This window comes from Parapedobacter koreensis, assembly GCF_900109365.1.
GTDB classification, from domain to species: Bacteria; Bacteroidota; Bacteroidia; order Sphingobacteriales; family Sphingobacteriaceae; genus Parapedobacter; species Parapedobacter koreensis.
The window spans coordinates 14658-35658 of record NZ_FNZR01000009.1 but is presented as its reverse complement, the minus strand read 5'-3'; the positions used below and the strand labels follow the sequence as shown (position 1 = coordinate 35658).

Sequence of the window (21001 nt, the reverse complement as noted above, 5' to 3'; positions counted from 1 at the left end):
GGATGATTTGGGGTGAAATGTAAGTAATAAATGATACTTGTTATCCATTTAAGTAATCTGCTTTATCCGTAGGCATAATTAATCTTACTACTCGCAAAAAGTCTTTGCAATATTGGTCTTTCTATCTTTTATAGGCTATAAAATATGTGCAATTTCCTTATCGATATTGTTTCAATCAGGCAGAGCGCTCAATGAGTCTTCGCTACCAGTGGTGCATGTTTAACCGTGTGTTCTTACCAGTAATTTAAAAATTCTCATCCTGCCAGGTGTTGGAATCAGTTTGTTATAAGACGAGCATCAGCTATAAGAGTCATCAGCGAAACAATATTTATATACTGCTGAAACAAACCTTATGAGCCCCCTTTACACTGCGGGCTACTTTTGCGATCAATTCCATTAAAAACACAATTTATCTGTCTATGACTTTTAGCATTACGCATTGGCCTATAGTGGATCTGCTCGCTATATGTTGTTTTGTTTCCTTTTTGCTTTACAAAATCCAGAAGCATCGGTCTGGACGATTAAAAAATTCAGGGAGGGTAGCAGATATCATCCGATCCAGACAGCTTCAAAAGTCTTTCCTTGCATTTGCCTGGATATCATTTGCGGGAATTGCGTTGTTTTTTTTGGTGGATACCATCTAATTGAAACATGATGATAGAGCTTAAAAATATGGCAATGCTATGAATCAATCTATTAATCAACGCGTTTTTACGGTTGATATTATTCGTGGAATCGCACTTTTAGGCATCCTTATCTTTAATATCCAAACGTATACTTTATTTGCTTTTCTCAGGCCGGGACAGGTGTACGCATTGCACTTGGATCGGCCGGAAACCTATGCGCCTGTTCAGTTCCTGATCCATGTATTCATCAAGGGACAGTTTTATACGATATATAGTTTCCTTTTCGGCCTGAGCTTCCATTTGATGATGCAAAAATCGGTTGCCAACAAACTGGATGGCGACGGTTTATTCAAACGGCGGTTATGGTTCCTGCTATTTCTTGGGCTTGTTCATGCCTTCATTTTCTGGTTCGGTGATGTGCTGCACAAATATGCGCTCCTTGGTTTTACACTGCTGTACTTTAATAAAAAATCCGTCCGGTCATTGAAAAACTGGATCATTGCCATCAGCCTGGCCAGCGTTGCATTTCAAGTTTTGTCCACGATTTTTTTGTCCCCGTCGGCGGCGGAAAATGCTGCTCATGTTCGGGAAACGGATTCAGTGGTGATGATGATAGTAGAAACGTGGCAACACGGTACGTTGATCGATATCCTTCGTTTACAGAAACTGGGTGTAGCAATGTTATATGTATTGCTGGCAAAAAGCGGCCTTTCGAATCTGGCACATTATGAGATCATGTTTTTGCTCGGTTTGATTGCCGGAAAACTTGACCTGTTTTCGCAAATTGGCAGATATCGGCAACAAATGAAAACGGCTGCAGTGCAGCTGTTGCCGCTCGGCCTTGCCCTGAAATGTATCAGTTGCCTCGAATTTATACTACCATTGAGTCCAGGGAAATACGCGAAGCTGTTCGGATCACTGTGCACATTTGTCGGTACCCCAATACTTACTATTATTTACCTCATTTTTCTGGTTATTGCTTTGCAAAATATCCGTTCTCGGTTCTGGCAATGGATCGCTAATGCCGGACGCCTTGGACTGACGAATTACCTTTCGCAGACCTTGATCTGTATGGTCTTATTTTATGGCTACGGCTTTGGCCTTTCGGGTAAACTCACGTTGCTGGGAGCGACAATATGTGCGGTGGTTATCTATGCTGTTCAGGTCATGCTGAGTACCCTCTGGCTTCGGTATTATCAAAGTGGCCCATTGGAAAGACTGTGGAGGTGGTTCATTTACCGGCAGCACTACCAAAAGACACATGAAGCATAGCGCCAACCTATACATATGTCAAGAAAACCAAACCGCAATAAGTCAGAAAGCTATCCAATTTGCCACTATGAATAAAAAGTTCTACCTTATTTTTTCCACCATCGTATGCCATACCTGTTTGGTTTCTTCCGCAGGTGCAATGCTGCTTTACGATCTTAAGCCAAAGGTCGATTTTGCAACGGGAAGGAATCCTGTGAACGTTGCCATTGCCGATCTGGATGGAGACGGCAAACCGGAAATGGTGGCACTAAACAAGGATGATAATACCGTTTCGGTCTACCGGAATATTTCGTCGGCCGGCACGATCAGCGTCGGCTCTTTTGCTGCCAAAGTTGATTATGCTACCTTAAGCGGGCCGAGGGCTGTGGCTATCGGTGATTTGGATGGTGATGGAAAGCCCGATCTGATCATAACAAATGACGCCGATGGCGCGGTTTCGATATTACGCAATAAGACGCAGCCAGGCGGCATAACCGCGTCGTCGTTTGCAGATCAAGTAGATTTTACAGCGAGCGCCAGCCCCGCCGACGTGGCAGTTGGTGATCTTGATGGTGACGGAAAGCTGGATTTTGCAGTTGTCAATACGTTCAACAATTCGATCTTCCTGTATCACAATATTATTTCTGTGCCGGGAGCTATTACACAAAGCTCGTTTGAACCTCCTGTCGTGATCAACCTGGCACTGGGAACAGTGCCGGTCAGCATAGCGATTGGCGATCTGGACGGTGACGGAAAGCCGGAGTTAGTGATAACCAATAGAAATAGCGACACCAACCCCAGCCTATCCGTATTCCGAAACACGGCGTCTGTGGGTAGCCTTTCCGTAAACTCATTTCCTGCAAATGTAGATTTTGCTGTCCCAAGTAATGCTAGCTGCATAGCTATCAGCGATCTTGATGGTGACGGAAAGCCGGACCTGATCTCGACTGATTACGCTACTGCACAGTTGTCCATCTTCCGGAATACCGCCACGCCGGGAACCATTAACGCAGGATCGTTTGCGCCGAGAGTTGATACCAGGACGGCAGCCCGTCCGCGAAAAGTTGTCATCGGGGACTTTAACGGAGACCAACGCCCCGACCTGGCGGTGATAGGCGAGGCCGCGACGAACATGTCGGTCTTCCTCAACATATCTTCAAAAGGAAGTATCAGCACCAACTCATTTGCGCCGAGGGCTGACTATACTGCGGGCAGCGGACACTTCAGTCTTGCCACGGGAGACCTGGATGGGGATGGAAAGGCAGACCTGGTAGTAGCCAACGGCGGCGTAAATAACCCCATAAATACACTTTCTGTCTTCCGCAGCGAGCTGCAACCCAAAGTGTATTATGTAACGCCCCGCGGTACGGGCGATGGAAGCAGCTGGTTGAATTCGTCAGGCAACCTGCAGGCCATGATCAATGCGGCCTCGCCGCATGATGAGATCTGGGTAGCTGCCGGCACTTATCAACCGACAGCTAACACCTCTTTCAGCATGGTTGAGGGCGTTGGTATATACGGCGGTTTTGCCGGAACAGAAAGTTCACGAAGCGAACGCAACCGGAACACCAATGTAACTACTTTGCAGGGTAATGGCAGTACGGTGGTTGTCAGCAACAATGTATCGAACCTGACCGTTTTAGACGGCTTCACCATTACCGGAGGTAATCTTCCTACCGGTCATGGCGGTGGTATTTCTAACCAAAATTCATCCCCGGTTCTTTCCAATCTCATTATAAGCGGCAATAATGCGAATGATGGCGCAGGCATTAGCAATGATAACTCCTCGCCGCAGATCGTTAACTGTCTAATTATTAAAAACAATGCCACCTGGGCTGCCGGGATATTCAATTTTAATTCCAGCTCGCCGGTGATTACGAACTGCACGATCACCGCAAATATTGCCAGTCAGCAAGGAGGTGGTATCAATAATGCCCAAGGAACTAATAGTATAATTAATAACTCTATCCTATACGGTAACAAGGATAGCGGAGGCTACTTGTATACGATGAACATGAGGACCGAGTATCGCGCTAACACCACTGTTAATTATAGTTTAGTTGAAGGTGCTTCTACTCCCGGCACAGGCAATATTTTTGGCGATCCGCTATTTACCAATGAAACAGCCGGCGATTATTCGTTACAATCAGGAAGCCCTGCTATTAATGCCGGTGATCCCGAAACAAATACTGCAGGTTACGCTGTGCAAGTCGGAAATACGGACCTTGCAGGCAACATGCGGGTTCAGGCCGGTCAGGTAGACATGGGCGCATTTGAATCTTCCTTTACACCTGTAATCCCTGTAATAAACATCACGCCAGACAACAACAGTATTCTGTACGTCAATAGCGCTGTTCCGGATGGCGATCATTCTGGCAATAGCTGGGGTAACGCAATACCAGAGCTGGCTGATGCATTAAAATGGGCAAAACAACATGCCAGTAGCTGGACTGCCGCCCCTTTGCAGATCTGGGTGGCAAAAGGCACTTATAAGCCACTATACAGCCCATTTGATGGCGATGACGATAAAGACAACACACGCTACAACGCCTTTCAGATGGTTGCAAATGTGGAGGTCTATGGTGGTTTTGCTGGTACAGAAAGCGACCGCAACCAAAGAAACTGGCAGCGGAATGTCACCATACTTTCCGGGGACAGAGGGGTGCCACATGACAACAGCGACAATACTTATAAAGTGGTTATCGCGGTTAATAACATGGGTACCGCTACGCTGGACGGATTTACCGTTACCGGTGGGAATGCTGATAATAATATTGCCAATGGAACTGTTTATGGTTGGCTCGGTTACAATTATTCTGGCGGAGGCATGGTGATTTTGGGGTCTGCCCTGGAAGTAGCGAATTGCATCATCTCGGGCAACCGGGCCATGGATTATGGCGGAGGTGTTTATAACGTAGCGAATGACGCAAGTCAGCATCCTACATTCATGAATTGCCTCTTTACAGGAAACATAGCCGGTAGATCCGGTGGTGCCATCATGAACGATGGTCAGGCATGGTGTCACATTTACAACTGCACCATAGTGAGCAATCAGGCCGAATGGGATGGCGGCGGTCTGTACCAACTTGATAATCCGGAGCTTACGATTCTTAGCAACAGCATCATATGGGGCAATAGCGCGGGGGGAAACTCACAAAGCGAGTCTGCTTCTTATTACTATTGGGGCGAGCAACCTAATTTCTCCTACAGTATAGTCGCGAACATGTCACAAAGCGGCAGCAATTTAGTTGCCGATCCCTTGTTTGTCAATGCGGCCAATGGCGATTATTCGTTAATGAAAGGCAGCCCGGCGGTGGATGCTGGCGACCCGCAAACCAATAATGAGGGGTATGCCCTACAGGCCGGAGCCAGGGATTTGGCGGGCAATGTCCGGATTCAGGCAGACCAGATAGATATGGGCGCCTATGAATTACCTTATCATGCCACGCCTACTGTTCAGGCAAGCGGGATCACGTTCGTTGATACAAAAAATACGTCTACGGGCATCAACTGGACCAATGGTAATGGTGAGGGCCGTGCGGTATTCATGGCCGCTACTGAAAATGGCACGCCTGTTCTGGTAAATGGTTCGGCCTACGAGGCAAATAGTGCTTTTGGAACAGCAGATACGCAACTAGACGGTTCCGACTGGTACTGCATTTATAATGATATAGGCCATACTACTCCGGTCACCGGCTTACTGCCTAACACCGTTTACCGGGTAATGGTGGTTGAATACAACGGCTCCGGCACCGATCTGTTATATAACCTGACAACAGCTACCGATAATCCGGCGAATGTAACTACGTTAAAAACCGATCAGACCATTACCATTGGCACACCGATAGCTGACAAGACCTACGGTGATCCTGATTTTGATATTTCTGATGTAGCCACAGCAAGTTCAGGGCTTCCGGTAGTCTACAGCATTGTGAGCGGCCCGGCCACCATCAGCAATAATATCATTACGATTACCGGCGCCGGTACGGTTACTCTGGCTGCCGATCAGCCGGGCAACAATGAATTTAATGCTGCGCCGCAGCATACAACCGGCTTTATAGTCAACAAAGCCACAGCCACGCTTGCGTTAAGCAACCTTACGCAGACGTATGATGGCACGGCAAAAGCCGTTACGGTAACCACAACGCCAACCGGGCTGGGAAGCTCCGTTACGGTAACCTATGATGGCTCAGCTACTGCGCCAACGGATGCGGGAACCTATGCGGTAGTTGCCGGTTTGGATAATCCGAACTATACGGCTGCGGATGTGACCGGTACTTTAACCATTACTCCTGCAACGATCACTGGCATAACGCTAGCGGATGCAACATTCACGTACGATGGCCAGCCACACAGTCTGTCAGTTGCCGACTTGCCGCAGGATGCAACGGTTAAATACACCGGCAATGACCAGACCAATGCCGGCACATATACGGTAACCGCTGTGGTGAGCCAGACGAACCACGATGACCTGACCTTAACGGCCCAACTGGTCATCAACCGTGCAGTGGCTGTCATCACGGCCGACCTGTACCAGTCCTTCGTGTATGGCGGGCAAGATAAATTCGCCACCGGCGAACTGAACCATAATGAAACACAGCTGATCTATACGCCGCAGCAGAGTTACGTAGATGTGGGCGTTTACCCGATCACCATTAGTGCGGCTCAAACGCAGAATTATGAAGCGGCAAGTGTTACGGTAACTTTCGAAATCCTACCTGCCCAGTTCCATGGTATTAGCCTGGCGGACGGTAGCTTTACTTACGACGGTACGGTCAAGTCACTTGCTGTAGCCGGAGCACCAGCAGATGCGACGGTAAAATATACCGGCAATGACCAAACCGATGCCGGCAGCTACACGGTAACAGCGGTGGTCAGCAAGCCGAACTTTGAAGACCTAACCCTGACGGCTAACCTTGTAATCAACCGTGCAGTGGCTGTTCTTTCGGCAGACCGTGAGCAGGTCTTTACCTATGACGGCACGCCGAAGTCAGTAATCGCAACGCTGAACCACAGCGAAAGTACGTTGGCCTATGACCCGCAGCAGCGCTACACCGATGCGGGTACCTACAGCATTACGGTACGTGCAGCGCAAAGCCAGAATTACGAAGCGGCCTTTATCCGGGTAACCCTGGTCATCAAACCGGCGACGATCGCCGGCGTAACGCTGGCCGACGGAACGTTTACCTATGACGGCAGCGTTAAATCGCTGGCTGTTGCGGGATTGCCGCAGGATGCAACCGTGGCATACACCGGCAATGACCAGGTAAATGCCGGCGATTATACAGTCACTGCAACTATAAAGCAACAGAATTACGTGGATAAAGTACTAACCGCAGATCTTATTATCAACCGGGCTCAGGCCGTTATTACGGCCGACCCAGTGCAGACATTCGTTTACGACGGCACGCCCAAGTCGGTAATCGCAACGCTGAATCACAGTGAGAGTCCGCTCACCTACGATCCACAGCAAAGCTATACCGACGCGGGTACCTACCGTATTACCATCCGTGCTGCACAGAGCCGGAACCATGAAGCTGCCAGCAGGATCATGGCGCTTAGGATCACCGGCGTGCGTACACCGGTGATCACTTGGTACCCGCCCGCAGCCATCACCTACGGCACGGCCTTAAGTAGCGTTGAGCTGAACGGCACGGCGGATGTGAAGGGCAGCTTTACGTATGCGCCAGCCGCCGGCACATCCCTGCCCGCAGGAAGCCATACACTGAAAGTAACCTTTATACCGGATAATGCGGCCTATGCAACGGTCAGCAAAGAGGTGATGCTGACGGTGAATAAAGCGGAAAGCAGGATACTGGGAGAAACCACGCAGCTTTTCATCTACGATGGGAAACCGAAGGAGCTGGCGGTGCGGCTAAACCATCCGGAGTCCGATCCGGTTTATCTTCCGGCACGTTTCTATACGGATGCAGGCACTTATACCGTGTCGGTAAGCGCTCCGGAAACCCGGAACTACAGGGCAGCGAGCAGGACATTCACACTCCGTGTGGAACCCGCATGGCGGTCACTGGAATTCCCCGGGCTGCCGGATAAAGTATACGGCGATGCGGACTTTGATGCCGGGGCTGTGTCAAGCAGTGAGGGGGAGGTGATCTACAGCAGCAGTGATCCGGCGGTGGCCACCGTATCGGCCGCCGGACGAATGCACATTACCGGGGCGGGTATCGCCACGATTACGGCTACCGTGCCGGCAAACGCAAACTACGAAAACAGGCCGGAAGTGTCGCAGGTGCTCACCGTTGGGAAGGCTAAGCAGACCATCACGCTGTCCGTGCCGCCGGAAGTCCGCTGGGATGCGGGAAGCGTGGAAATACCGGTGTCGGCAACGAGCGGCCTGCCGGTTGTGCTGTCGGTGGACGATCCACTGGTGGCAACCGTAGAGGGCACCGCATTGCACATCCATCGGCTGGGCACGGTGCGGATCACGGCCACACAGGCGGGCGATGCCAACCACGAACCTGCCGAACCGGTAACGGCCACCGTGCGTGTGGCCGATCCCTCGGCTAAGCTACCCGTAAAGGTACACCCTGCCGTGTCGCCCAACGGCGATGGAATCAATGAATTCCTGATCATCGAGGGGATACGCGACTATCCGGAAAACAAAGTGACGCTGTTCAGCCGCAACGGGACCATCATCTACAGCGCCGAAAACTACGACAATGACCGGGTTGCTTTCCGCGGGGTGGGCACAAGTGAGAAAAAGCTTCCCGCCGGGACGTACTTCTACCTCGTGGAGGTGCAGGTGAATGGAAAAATGGCGTATGAGAAGGGATATTTTGTACTGGCATATTGATGCTTTACAGGGAATAAATTTATGAATAAGGATATAAAAAACATTGTATCGACAGTCCTGTTGATTGCGGCCGGCCTGACCGCAAACGGCCAGCAGCCATTGACCCCCACCCATTACGGACAGTTGCGTACCGCATTGAACCCGGCGGCCAGCTTAATACGCATGGAGGGCGAGGTTTCCTTCATCGGCCGCAGGCAATGGATAGGCGTGGAGGGTGCCCCTACCGTGTTCTGGGGCAGCGGATATATGGGGATTAAAAACCTGGGGGCGACGGCAGGTGCCAACATACGCCACGAAAGCCTCGGTGTGGAGAAGCTGACGGAAGCAAGTGCATTTTTCGCAAAATCGGTACGGATATCCAGTAGGGAGTTTGTGGGGCTGTCGCTGAATGCCGGGGTGAGTTACCTGAACGGGCGTTTCTCGCAACTGGATCCCTCGGATCCGGCATTCCGAGCGGATGTGATGGAGACGGACGCACTGGTGGGATTCGGGGTGGTCGTTTTCCGCCCCGAACGCTACTATGTGGGTCTGTCGCTGCCGCGCCTGATGCTGAGCAGCCTGGGGATCGGCAGGGAAAACCGTTACAGCTTCCGCAACGTGTACCATCTGACGGCGGGTGCGGTGTTCGCGTTGAATGCGGACTTCCACCTGCGACCATCGCTGCTGGTGACCCATTCGGAGAGCCTGCGCCCACAGGTGGAGGGCGGGGTACTAATTTTTGCGAAAAAGGTGTTCGGCCTTGGGATGAACATACGGAACTACGGGGAACTGGCGGGAATGGTGCAGGTAAATGTGAATGGCTTCGGGGTTGGCTACAGCTACCAGTTCAATCCTGGGAGCAAATCGCTGAGCCGCGGTATCAGTAACACCACGCATGAACTGGCGATCAGCTACCGCTTTGGACACGCATCCGGAATACTTTAATAAGCTGTTCAATATTTTAAAGACTTCACTTACCTCATGAATACGCATCCGCTCCTTGGAAATCAGCTTTTAATACGGTTACGCCCTATCTTTTTGATCCAATGAACAATCCATTTATTAAAGAAGAAAAGAAGTTCTTGAAAGGGGCCCGCGGCCGCTGGATAGAACTCAAATATATAGGCGGCGTATTTATCCAATTCCTCAGAGGGTTCAGGGGACTGCACTTTATCGGCCCCTGTGTCACGGTATTCGGTTCGGCACGCTTTAAAGAAGACCATCCTTACTATGACTTGGCGCGACGGGTCTCTGCAGAGATCGGCAAACTGGGATTTGCCATTATGACCGGCGGCGGACCGGGTATCATGGAAGCCGCCAACAGAGGTGCCCGGGAGGCCGGTGCACTGTCGGTGGGGTGCAACATTGTTTTGCCGCATGAGGAAGGTCACAATCCGTACCTCGACCGGTTTGTGACCTTGGAATATTTCTTTGTCCGTAAGGAACTGTTGCGGAAATACTCTTTTGCCTTTATCGTACTACCCGGGGGCTTCGGCACGCTGGATGAATTTTTCGAAACGCTGACGCTGATCCAGAACGGCAAGATAGACCGGTTTCCGATGGTGGTGATGGGGGTCAGCTTCCATGAGGCAGCCATTGCTCACGTCCGGCATATGGTAGCGGAAAAAACCATCAGCCCCGAAGACATGGATCTGCTGCTTTTTACCGACTCCGTGGAGGAGGTGGTGGCGCATATCAGCAAACATGCCCGGATATCGCCGGGTATCAAGCTGGAGCCGCCACGGAAAGCGGCGTGGCTGTTGGGTGAGAAGAAACTGAACGGGGCTTGATGACGGAAATCCAGCGGATATGGCTGAGCAGGTTATCTTCGGCAATTGCACATCTGTCAGACACACGTTATTTTAATTTATGAAACTTATGATCAGTCTACACATCAAGGCCACGACCATGGCTGCACACTTGGAACTCGAAAAAATCGTGGTCCTTAAACTTGAAGCCATCCGCAGCGAAGTAAATTACGCCGGCTTGCTCGGCTATTTTTACAGCTACTTCAGCGCACTGGAAAAGGCCATTGCCCCGTTTATTAACGAAACCGTCTTGCCAGATTTTGCCCAAAGACGTAAATCGGAACGTCTGAAAACCGATCTTGTGGAACTCGGGGGCAGCAGCGAAAGCCTACCCCAACCAAAGCTGCCGGAAATTTCGAGTACCGCGCAAGCCCTGGGTGCCTTGTACGTCATGGAAGGCTCTATAATGGGCGGCAGCGTCATCGTGCAGATGCTGGCGAAGCATGGCATCTGCAAAGGAGTGTCTTTCTTTTCCGGTTACGGCCCGGAAACAGGAAAGATGTGGAAGGCCTTTCAGGACGCCCTGGAGGCCTACTCGGATGATCCGGAAGCGGCTTCCGCACTTACCGCTTCCGCACTGGCTACTTTCAGCCGGTTTAGCGAGTTTTTCGGTGAACCGCAACACGCTGTTACATGAAAGCACTATATACGAAATACCATTCCCATTACCGGGAAAATCTACGGCTGGCCATTCCGCTGGTTATCTCCCGAACCGGGAACATTTTAACGCAAGTGAGCGACAGCGTGGTCATCGGTCATTTTGGAGGCATTATCCCCCTAGCCGGCGTATCGCTTGGTAATAGCCTGTTTATTATCCCGCTGATGATGGGCCTCGGTGTCTGCTATGGCATTACACCGCTGATCGCTCAATACAGTGGCGCGGGGCGCAAAGATAAATGCGGCAAGCTTTTGATCAATAGCTTACTGCTAAATACTGCGGCGGGAATTATATTGTTTACGGTCGTATGCGCAGGTGTGGTGTTGACCCTGCCTTATCTGGGACAATCTCCCGAGGTGATTAAGCAGGCCCGGCCATTCTTGTTCATTATGGGTGTATCGCTCATCCCCTTCATGATCTTCAATACTTTCAAACAGTTTGCGGAAGGATTGGGCTTCACGAAACAGGCCATGAAGATCTCCATCTGGGGTAGCATCCTGAATATTGTTTTAGGGATCATCTTTGTAAAGGGGCTATTCGGTATTCCTCCGATGGGTATTCGAGGTACAGGTTACAGCACATTGATCGAACGTGCCCTGATGGCTGTCTTCATGGTTTTTTATGTATTTCGTTCAACGCACTTTAAGGAATACTTAACCAAATTTTTATGGAGACATATTGATCGGCGTAGTTTTCACGCATTGTTACGAATCGGCTTGCCGGTATCGATGCAACAGCTATTTGCGGTAAGTGCTTTTGCCGGAGCCGGTATTCTTGTTGGTGCCATAAGTCCGGTAGCGCAGGCAGCCCACCAGGTTGCGATGAATATGGCATCACTAACTTACATTATGGCCAGCGGAGTTGCGGCAGCGGCCGCTATCAAATCAGGCAATCATTTTGGTGCCGGGAACGCTGATCTTTTGCAGCGGTCGGCAATTTCGACCTACCATATTGTGATCATCTTTATGAGCTTCACCGCTATTATTTTCGCCTCTTTTAATCACCTGCTGCCGTTGATGTATACTTCAGACCAGGCGGTTGTATCTCTGGCTGCGCAATTATTTATTATAGCAGCAATTTTTCAGTTGTTTGACGGGCTGCAAGTTGTCGGCCTGGGTATTCTGCGTGGTATGGGAGATGTGAATATACCAACCTTTATCAATTTCCTGGCCTATTGGATATTCGGTATACCAATCGGCTTTGTTTTGGGTATTGTGTTTCATTGGGGCGCTCAAGGTGTCTGGTGTGGGTTAACACTTAGTTTAATGACAGCATCATTACTGCTCTTTTTACGTTTCAAAAGGATAAGTATGAAAATCCTTAAAGTAACATACTAATTACCAAAATATATGAGCAATTTTCCAACACGGCCCAATGGTTCCGAGGGTATCCGTATCGTCAGTATTGATGTGATACGAGGCATCGCGCTTCTCGGCATCCTGATCTTTAACATCCAGACGTATGCCTTATTCGCCTTTCTGCGTCCGCAGCAGGTCTACGACCTTCAACTGGACCAGCCGGATACCTATGTACCAGTGCAGTTCGTTATCCACCTTTTTATCAAAGGGCAGTTTTACACGATCTATAGCTTTCTTTTTGGACTGGGTTTTTACTTAATGCTGAAAAAGAACAATCGCCTTGGGCTGGACGGGATAAAAATTTTCAGACGCAGGCTCACGGTGCTGCTGGTTTTTGGCCTGGTTCACGCTTTCGTGTTTTGGTTCGGCGACATCTTGCATAAATATGCCCTGTTGGGTTTTACCTTGATCTATTTCAGCAGAAAGAGCGTAGCTATTATCCTGCGCTGGATCACGACATTAGTGTGCATACAGATCACTTTCCAAGTGGCAAGGCCGGTTATTTTTTCACCCGCGGATACCGCTGTCCCCGACCCGGAAATGGATAAAGTAATCATGCAGGTCGTTCAAACTTGGCAGCACGGCTCGTTTATCGGAGTGCTCAGTCTTCAAAAATTGGGCGTGGCCATGCTTTGGATAATGTCGGTCATGAATGGCCTGCTGGGTTTTATTCATTATGAAATCATGTTCCTGTTGGGGCTCATTGCGGGCAAGTTGCACTTGTTTAGCCGGATAACTGAATTAAAGCCAAAGCTGGTCAAAGCTGCAATAATTCTTTTACCGGGCGCGCTGGTTTTAAAAGGCATCTCCTGCTTGGATCTGCTGAATGTACAGTTGCTAAGCGGAAGCGCTACGAGGTACAATGTGTTATTGGCTACGCTGGGTGAATTTATCGGAACTCCGTTACTGACGGTAAGCTACCTGTGTTTTCTCGCCACTTCCCTGGAATCCCGGTCGGGCACATTGATCCGCTGGGTCGGTAATACGGGAAGGCTGGGACTTACCAATTATTTAATTCAGACCCTGTTTTGCATGGTCTTATTCTACGGCTACGCATTTGGTTTGTCTGGAAAATTAACTCTTTGGCAATCAATGATCGTCGCTGTGATGATCTATTGCTTACAGATCGCCCTCAGTAACTTTTGGGTGAAGCGTTACGGAGCAGGGCCAATGGAAAGATTATGGCGGTCGCTTACCTATGGCTGAAACCCGTATAAATGAGCAGATATTATCAAAATAGACTTAGAATTTAACGATTAATGAAATACTTATGCAGAATCAGACAGCTTCTTATTTGAACGGTCAAATTCATATAAGAAAGGCAATAAAAGAGGATTGCCGGAGATTACAGCGGTTGATATACGAACTGGCCGTCTACTCAAAGGCACCCGAGGAGATGACAGTTACACTGGCGGAGTTTGAAGATGCCGGCTTTGGTGCAATGCCAGTTTGGGATGCTTATGTAGCAGAGGATAGCGGCTTAATCATTGGGTACGCCTTATATTATGCCAGTTACAGTACCATGACGGGCCGCCAGCTTTATCTTGAAGAGCTTTATGTGTGCGAAACCCATCGTAGCGGCGGTATCGGAAAATTACTTTTCGAACGTATAATCAAGCAATCTATAGAAGGTGGGTATACCGGCATATCTGGGCTGGTGCTGCGTTGGAACGAATCAGCGATTAGGTTTTATAAAAAGTATGACGTCGAGCTGGATTCCAAATGGTTAAATGCTTCGTTTTCGAAAGAAACATTGAGTGCAATTTACGAGCAAAAATTGCTCAGTTCTATAGATTGATTATGCAACGTTTCCTTTTTGTGCATTCATTTACCTATTGGCGTGTGTGCGGTTAATAAGTGTAATGTTTTTCGTGCCTAAGTAGTTACCAAGCTTTTTGCAGGTATTGTGGCCAATCTTCCTAGTACCTATCAACAGAATTCGGCTGTCGGCAAAAACTTCAGTTTTTAAACCGTATCATCACTTAAAGCCATTTCATTATATAAACGTTGTTTCCGGTCTTGGATTTCTGAAAATGATAAAACAATAAAAGGGATCGCCCTGCTTTTTGGCATGGACGATCCCTTCTGTTTTTCGTCAATCAATGCCCGGCTCCTGCGTGCCGCTGGATTGGAGTTGCCTGCCATTCACGATAAAGAAATAAATCAGGAACCCCAATGCAATGAAAGCCCCCTCAATGCCGTAGGGCAGGGGAGATTCGTAATCATGAGGCACATACTCCAGCACGATAAGTCCGATACCGCTGAATAACAGGATAAGCCCCCACTTTAGTGAGCTGAATTTATTATCCACCTTGCTGGAAAACAACCCCTTGATGACTCGCTCATCGGTAAGGCCTGAAGCAACAATCCGCGAGCGTAGGCGATATTTCAGTATGGTTTCGATGATGTAAGCGATGGTGAAGAAGATGATTCCCACCACCATGATTGATTCAACATGTCCGTTCATTTTCTTTAATTTTTAAATGTTGCCCGTGTGACGGTCTTTGGCGTCCGAAAGTTGCAACTATTTTAATTTTCTTTTTTTGAAACCTGTAGCCATCGCCCATCGTCTAATCAGGCAATGATGTATTCGGACCACGAACTGATAGCCAAGATAAATGCGGGGAACCTGCATGCCTTCAGGTTGCTGGTCAATATGAACGAACGGCTGGTGCTTAGCATGGTACGGCGCGTGATTAAAGATGAGGAAAGTGTGAAAGACGTCTGCCAGGAAGTATTCATCAAGGTATATAAAAACCTGAAGCATTTCAAGCAGGAGAGCAGGCTTTCCACATGGATCGCCCAGATTGCTTACACGACCAGCCTGGACTACCTCAAAAGCATGATGCGGAGGCAGGCGGTCACTGATCAAGTAGATGACTACCAGAACAAGCTGGCCGGGGAATACCATCCCGGACATGCGCTGGATCAAAAGGAAATGCGTACCTTTATCTTGAAAATGATTGACCAGCTGCCGGAGAATTACCGGTTGGTGGTTAGCCTGTTTCACATCGATGATTATTCCTATCAGGAGATTGCCCAAATAACGGGGCTGTCTGAGGGCACGATAAAGAGCCACCTGTTCAGGGCGCGGAAATTGCTGAAAGAAAAATTGGCCAGCTTGGTATAACTAGGAGGGAACTCATGAAATTGACAGACGAACAATTGAAGAAATTGCTGCAAGAGCAAGCCGAAACCGAACAATCGCCGCTCACGATGGCAGACATCGAAGCATATACCCTGCTCTTTGAATCGCTGGATAAGGAAAAGGCAACGGCCAGCCAAGAACCATACCTGGGGTTGGCAGACGATGTGATGGCTGAGATTATCCTGATCCAGGACAAAAAAGACCGCCGGGCAGATGCGATTCACCTTGCGCTGGGTATCTTTTCCGGGCTCTTGGCCCTTACCGTATTTTACTACCTGGTCGATCTCCCGCAGCTCAAAGCCGCGTTGTTGTGGCTCAAAGCCTATTTGCCCATCATCGTTTTTGTCACTATCGCGGTATGCGCCATCCAGTTTGCAGACCGGAAATGGGTATGGAAAAGGTAATATAGTTTTATAAGCCCCAATTTTTCCGTACCTTTGCCCCGTTTTTCAGACAGTGGGTATAGGTGATATTTTAGCGAAGTACCAGGAAAGCGACCGCACACGCGCTTTGGCAAAGGCATTGCAAGGCAAAAATCCGAAAGTCCAGCTTCGTGGATTAATCGGATCGGCTGATGCGATGGCGGCTGTGGCATGCTATCAGTTGCAGGAGCGGCCCATGATATTTGTGCTGCCCAACCATGAGGATGCTTCCTATTTCCTCAGCGATTTGGAAGGCCTGTTGGATAGGCAGGTGCTGTTTTTCCCGGCATCCTACCGCAAGGCATTTGACTTCACACAGACGGACAGCGCGCATGTATTACAGCGTGCCGAGACGCTCAGTACGCTCAACCATACGACTGAGCTGCCCAAAATGGTGGTCACCTATCCCGAAGCGCTGGCCGAAAAGGTCATCAATCGGAATGATCTGGAGAAGAATACGCTTGAAATTACCCAAAACAGCAACCTCGATATCGACTTCATCAACGAGTTTCTGCAAGAATATGAATTTGAGCGCGTAGACTTTGTGTATGAGCCGGGCCAGTACGCCATACGGGGCGGCATCGTGGATATCTTTTCGTTTTCCAATGACCTGCCTTACCGTATCGAATTTTTTGGCAATGATATTGAAAGCATCCGCACCTTTGATATCGAAAGCCAATTGTCGGTAAGCAAGATACACACCGTCACGATTGTCCCCAATGTGCAGGCCAAGTTCTTGACGGAAGGCAACATTTCGCTATTGGAATACATCTCGGCAGATTCAGCCATCTGGTTTGAAGATGTACAATTCACGCTGGATGTCGTAGCCAAAGGTTACAAGAAAGCAAGCGAACTATGGAAGGCGCTCCCTGAGGCTGATAAGCATCAGAATCCCGAATGGGTAAATCCCCGGTATAATTTTATTGACGAGAAAAACCTTGCCGCCATGCTGTATGATTTTGCCGTGGTAGAATTTGGGAAGCAGTTTTTCTACCAACCTACCGAAACCATCCCGTTCGATCAGCGCCCGCAGCCTTCATTCAACAAAGATTTCAACCTGCTGATACACAACTTTAAGGAAAACGAAAAAGCACGTATCCACAATTGCATTTTCAGCGACTCACCCAAGCAGATTGAGCGGCTGCTCACCATCTTGGATGATTTGGATAAATCTGTCATGTTCACGCCCATCAATACCGCCCTGCGCGAAGGGTTTGTCGATGTGGAACTGGGCGTTGCCTGCTATACCGACCATCAGATCTTTGACCGCTATTACAAATACAAGCGCAAAAAAGGCTACGAGCGATCGCAGGCCATTACGCTCAAGGAACTGCGCGATCTGAAGCCCGGTGACTATATCACCCATATCGACCATGGTATCGGCAAATATGCTGGGTTGGAAAAGGTGGAGGTCAATGGCAAGATGCAGGAGATGATTCGGCTGGTGTATGCCGATAATGACCTGCTGTATGTCAATATTAACTCGCTTAATCGTATTTCCAAATATACAGGCAGGGAGGGTACGGTACCCAAGATGAACAAGCTGGGCACCGACACCTGGGATAAGCTCAAGAAAACCACTAAAAAAAAAGTTAAGGACATCGCCCGGGATCTGATTAAGCTCTACGCCCAGCGTAAGGCACAGACCGGCAATGCATACAGCCCGGATACCTACCTCCAGACCGAACTGGAAGCATCCTTTATCTACGAAGATACGCCCGATCAGGAGAAGGCCACCCTGGACGTGAAACGCGACATGGAATCGCCCCACCCAATGGACAGGCTCGTGTGCGGCGACGTGGGCTTTGGCAAGACCGAGGTAGCTATCCGGGCAGCATTTAAAGCCGTAGCCGATAGCAAGCAAGTGGCGGTATTGGTGCCGACCACCATCTTGGCCATGCAGCATCACCGCACATTTTCCGAGCGGCTTAAGGGTTTTCCTTGTTCTATTGATTACATCAACCGATTCAAGACCACCAAAGAAATCAAGGATACCCTGACGCGGTTGGCCGAGGGCAAACTGGATATCATTATAGGCACCCACCGCTTGGTAAGCAAGGACGTCAAATTCAAGGATCTCGGCCTGATGATTGTAGACGAGGAGCAGAAATTTGGTGTGGGCGTCAAGGAGAAGCTCAAGCAGCTTCGTGCCAACGTGGATGCACTTACGCTTACGGCTACGCCGATACCGCGTACGTTGCACTTTTCGCTGATGGGTGCGCGCGATTTGAGTATCATTAATACCCCGCCGCCCAACAGACAGCCGGTGCAGACCGAGCTGCATGTCTTCAATGAGACGTTGATACAAGAGGCCGTGTCGTATGAAATTGACCGTGGTGGGCAGGTGTTTTTCATCCACAACCGCGTGGCCGACCTGCCGCAATTGGGCCTCCTCATCAAGAAGCTCGTGCCGGACGCCCGCGTAGGAGTAGCCCATGGTCAGCTGGAAGGCGATGCGCTGGAAGACGTGATGCTCAAGTTCATCAACCACGACTATGATGTGCTGGTGGCTACCACCATCATCGAAGCCGGACTGGATATCCCCAATGCCAATACAATCATCATCAACCATGCCCATATGTTTGGCTTGAGCGATCTACACCAAATGCGCGGCCGTGTGGGACGAACGAATAAGAAAGCGTTTTGCTACCTGCTGAGCCCGCCGCTCTCCACGCTCACGTCAGAGGCCTATAAGCGGCTCAGTGCCATCGAAGAGTTTTCCGAGCTGGGCAGTGGCTTCAATGTGGCCATGCGCGACCTTGATATCCGTGGCAGCGGCAACCTATTAGGCGCTGAACAAAGTGGTTTCATCGCCGAAATCGGCTTTGAGATGTACCACAAGATCTTGGATGAGGCCATACAGGAATTGAAGGATGACGAGTTTGCGGACCTTTTCAAGGATGTAAAACCGCGTGACTACGTATCATTCACCCAAATCGATACCGACTTGGAAGTGCTCATCCCCGATGAGTATGTGACCAATATTTCCGAGCGGTATAACCTGTACAACGAAATCGCCAAGCTGGAAAACGAGCAGCAGCTCGATGCCTTCAAGCAATCACTGCGCGACCGCTTTGGTCCCGTACCCCGTCAGGTGGAAGAGCTGCTCAATACCTTGCGCCTCCAATGGCTGGGCCGTGAAATCGGCTTCGAGAAAATCTCTTATAAAAACAATTTGCTGCGGGGCTATTTTGCCACCAATCCCGGCTATTTCGAAAGTGACCGCTTTGGCAAGGTGCTCCAGTTCGTGCAGCAAAATCCTACCATCTGCAACCTCAAGGAGGTCAAAGGCTCGCTCCGTATCGCCTTTGAGCAAGTGCATGATATCGGCGTAGCCATCGGTATCCTGCGGGATATGGCGGCTTAGCGCCGACTGGCATTTTTCTTCTCCATCACTTCAGCCCGTAGGCGTTCATTGATGTCTATCTTGGCTCCGGTGAATACCATGACCGTGGTACCGTATTCCCGAGCATAGCGGTTGTTTATCGCCCCTGTAATGTTTGCACGCTCAAAATACGGACTGGTCTTTTCCAGTTCGTCTTCGACTTCCCAAGCACTTTTTACCCGTATATAGTGGCTATACGGCTGGCTCAGGTCCATCCAATTGATATAGTCGGCATTGAATGACACAGCGCGTATCCCGCGCTCCGAATAATAGTTGATGGCCCCTGCCTGGCCATAGTTGTCGCACATCACCAGCGTCCGTGTGGGATCGGGCACCTGTGCATAGGCGCTATCCACCTTGCGGGCCAGTTCCTTCCAACCCAGCATATCGGCAAAATCCTGAGGGAGATCGTGGTCTTTGCCATCTTCCCACCGCAGCAACCCTATCTCACGGTAGCTATCGTGGTGGGCCATGATATATGCTGGCGATCTATTTGGGAAGGCGAAGCGGTACATTGGTATAAAAAACAAGAGCGGTAAGAGCAGCAGCACAGGCCTAAGCAGCCGCTTCCAGCCCGTGTCCAATACGTCGGCGAGAAAGACCGCCCCGAAAGCATGATATATCGGGTAAAGGCCAATGGCGTAGTAGTCCTTTGCCCTGAAATAGATAAACACGGCCAGTGTGGCAAAAAACGACCAGAAAAACAGGCGGTACCGTCGTAGCGGCTGGTAGGCAAGCAGGGCATATAAACCCGCGAGGATGAGCACCACCGAGCCTAAGAAAAAAACGAGCTGTGCCCGCAGAAACCCCCAACGGTCTACATGTACCAATTGGCTATCCGCGAGTTCGCCCAAGTGTTGCACCACCGGAAAGCCATTGCGGTATTGCCAGATCAGGTTGGGCGATATGAGCAGTAAAGCGAGGCCCATCGCGGCCCAAAACCGGCGGTTGGACAGTACGCTTCGTTGTGTCGTGAGCAAGATGGCGGGAAGCAGACCGACGACCAGGAAAATGATATTATACTTGTTCAGGAATCCAATGGCCAGCACCACTGCCCCGATGAACAACCATCTTGGCCGCTCGGTGCCGATATACCGGATTACCGTGTAATAAAAAGCTGTCCAGCACAGCACATCCACCGAGTTGGGCTGGTAGAGCGTATTCAGGCGCAGCAATACCGAAAACAGCACGCCGGTGGCAGCCAATGCACGGGCAAACAGTCCGCCGCCGAGTGCCGCTACAGCTTTCCAAACCACAACGAGGGTCAGCGCACCGAATAACGCCGGAAAAAATTTCACCCACCATACTGAATTGCCCAAGAGCTTGATGAGGTAAGATATCCACGACGTCAGCGGTGGCACGGACAGGTACCCCCAAGCCAGGTGATTCGCTTGGTCGAGGTGAAGGTACTCGTCGCGGTGCAACTCGTATGCTGGACTGATCAGTATCGCTTGCAGGGCAAATTTTGCGAGGATGAAGCCCGCGAGGAGCGCAGCTTCGGTGGTCATGTTTATTCTTTTCAGCATTGGTTAATCGTCTTGGGGCTTTGACG

General features: G+C 49.8%; 13 protein-coding genes. 11 read left to right on the top strand and 2 right to left on the bottom strand.

The window, feature by feature from the left end; translation table 11 throughout:
* Positions 1–683: 683 nt before the first annotated feature.
* The 8 genes from BMW65_RS18830 to BMW65_RS18795 all read left to right on the top strand — a co-directional run bounded on the left by BMW65_RS18830 (position 684) and on the right by BMW65_RS18795 (position 14292).
* Positions 684–1898 carry a DUF418 domain-containing protein gene (locus tag BMW65_RS18830; protein WP_090607796.1) on the top strand — a complete coding sequence of 405 codons (1215 nt, stop codon included), beginning with the start codon at positions 684–686 and terminating at the stop codon, positions 1896–1898.
* A gap of 67 nt (positions 1899–1965) precedes the next feature.
* Positions 1966–8691: an FG-GAP-like repeat-containing protein gene (locus BMW65_RS18825; protein ID WP_177181218.1), complete on the top strand. Its 6726-nt coding sequence runs from the start codon at positions 1966–1968 to the stop codon at positions 8689–8691.
* Positions 8692–8712: 21 nt separating this feature from the next.
* Complete coding sequence (locus BMW65_RS18820) at positions 8713–9615, top strand: PorP/SprF family type IX secretion system membrane protein (RefSeq protein WP_090607792.1); 903 nt, start codon at positions 8713–8715, stop codon at positions 9613–9615.
* 101 nt (positions 9616–9716) lie between these two features.
* On the top strand, positions 9717–10460 hold the full coding sequence (locus tag BMW65_RS18815) for an LOG family protein (RefSeq protein WP_090607790.1): 744 nt from the start codon (positions 9717–9719) through the stop codon (positions 10458–10460).
* A gap of 79 nt (positions 10461–10539) precedes the next feature.
* Positions 10540–11115 carry a biliverdin-producing heme oxygenase gene (locus tag BMW65_RS18810; RefSeq protein WP_245747692.1) on the top strand — a complete coding sequence of 192 codons (576 nt, stop codon included), beginning with the start codon at positions 10540–10542 and terminating at the stop codon, positions 11113–11115.
* A complete protein-coding gene (locus BMW65_RS18805; RefSeq protein WP_090607788.1) occupies positions 11112–12473 on the top strand; it encodes an MATE family efflux transporter in 1362 nt (453 codons plus the stop codon). Before BMW65_RS18810 ends, BMW65_RS18805 begins: the two co-directional genes overlap by 4 nt.
* Positions 12474–12485: 12 nt before the next feature.
* Positions 12486–13700 (top strand): DUF418 domain-containing protein, encoded by a 1215-nt coding sequence (locus BMW65_RS18800; RefSeq protein ID WP_090607787.1) that lies wholly within the window; start codon positions 12486–12488, stop codon positions 13698–13700.
* Positions 13701–13764: 64 nt separating this feature from the next.
* Complete coding sequence (locus BMW65_RS18795) at positions 13765–14292, top strand: GNAT family N-acetyltransferase (protein ID WP_090607785.1); 528 nt, start codon at positions 13765–13767, stop codon at positions 14290–14292.
* Between the two features lie 297 nt (positions 14293–14589).
* Here the strand turns inward: BMW65_RS18795 and BMW65_RS18790 are convergent, their stop codons facing one another.
* The gene (locus BMW65_RS18790; RefSeq protein WP_090607783.1) at positions 14590–14961 is read right to left on the bottom strand and encodes a DUF6249 domain-containing protein; all 372 of its coding nucleotides are present in this window, start codon (positions 14959–14961) and stop codon (positions 14590–14592) included.
* Positions 14962–15075: 114 nt separating this feature from the next.
* Between BMW65_RS18790 and BMW65_RS18785 the strand changes: the two genes are divergently transcribed.
* The 3 genes from BMW65_RS18785 to mfd are packed head-to-tail and all read left to right on the top strand — an operon-like array spanning position 15076 to position 19431.
* On the top strand, positions 15076–15624 hold the full coding sequence (locus BMW65_RS18785; RefSeq protein ID WP_090607781.1) for an RNA polymerase sigma factor: 549 nt from the start codon (positions 15076–15078) through the stop codon (positions 15622–15624).
* Between the two features lie 14 nt (positions 15625–15638).
* The gene (locus tag BMW65_RS18780) at positions 15639–16046 is read left to right on the top strand and encodes a hypothetical protein (RefSeq protein WP_090607779.1); all 408 of its coding nucleotides are present in this window, start codon (positions 15639–15641) and stop codon (positions 16044–16046) included.
* Between the two features lie 52 nt (positions 16047–16098).
* The gene (mfd, locus tag BMW65_RS18775; RefSeq protein ID WP_090607777.1) at positions 16099–19431 is read left to right on the top strand and encodes a transcription-repair coupling factor; all 3333 of its coding nucleotides are present in this window, start codon (positions 16099–16101) and stop codon (positions 19429–19431) included.
* Here mfd and BMW65_RS18770 read toward each other — a convergent pair.
* Entirely contained in the window at positions 19428–20975 is a 1548-nt protein-coding gene (locus BMW65_RS18770) for a glycosyltransferase family 39 protein (RefSeq protein ID WP_245747691.1), read from the bottom strand. The two genes, mfd and BMW65_RS18770, sit on opposite strands and share 4 nt — an antisense overlap.
* Between the last annotated feature and the right edge of the window lie 26 nt (positions 20976–21001).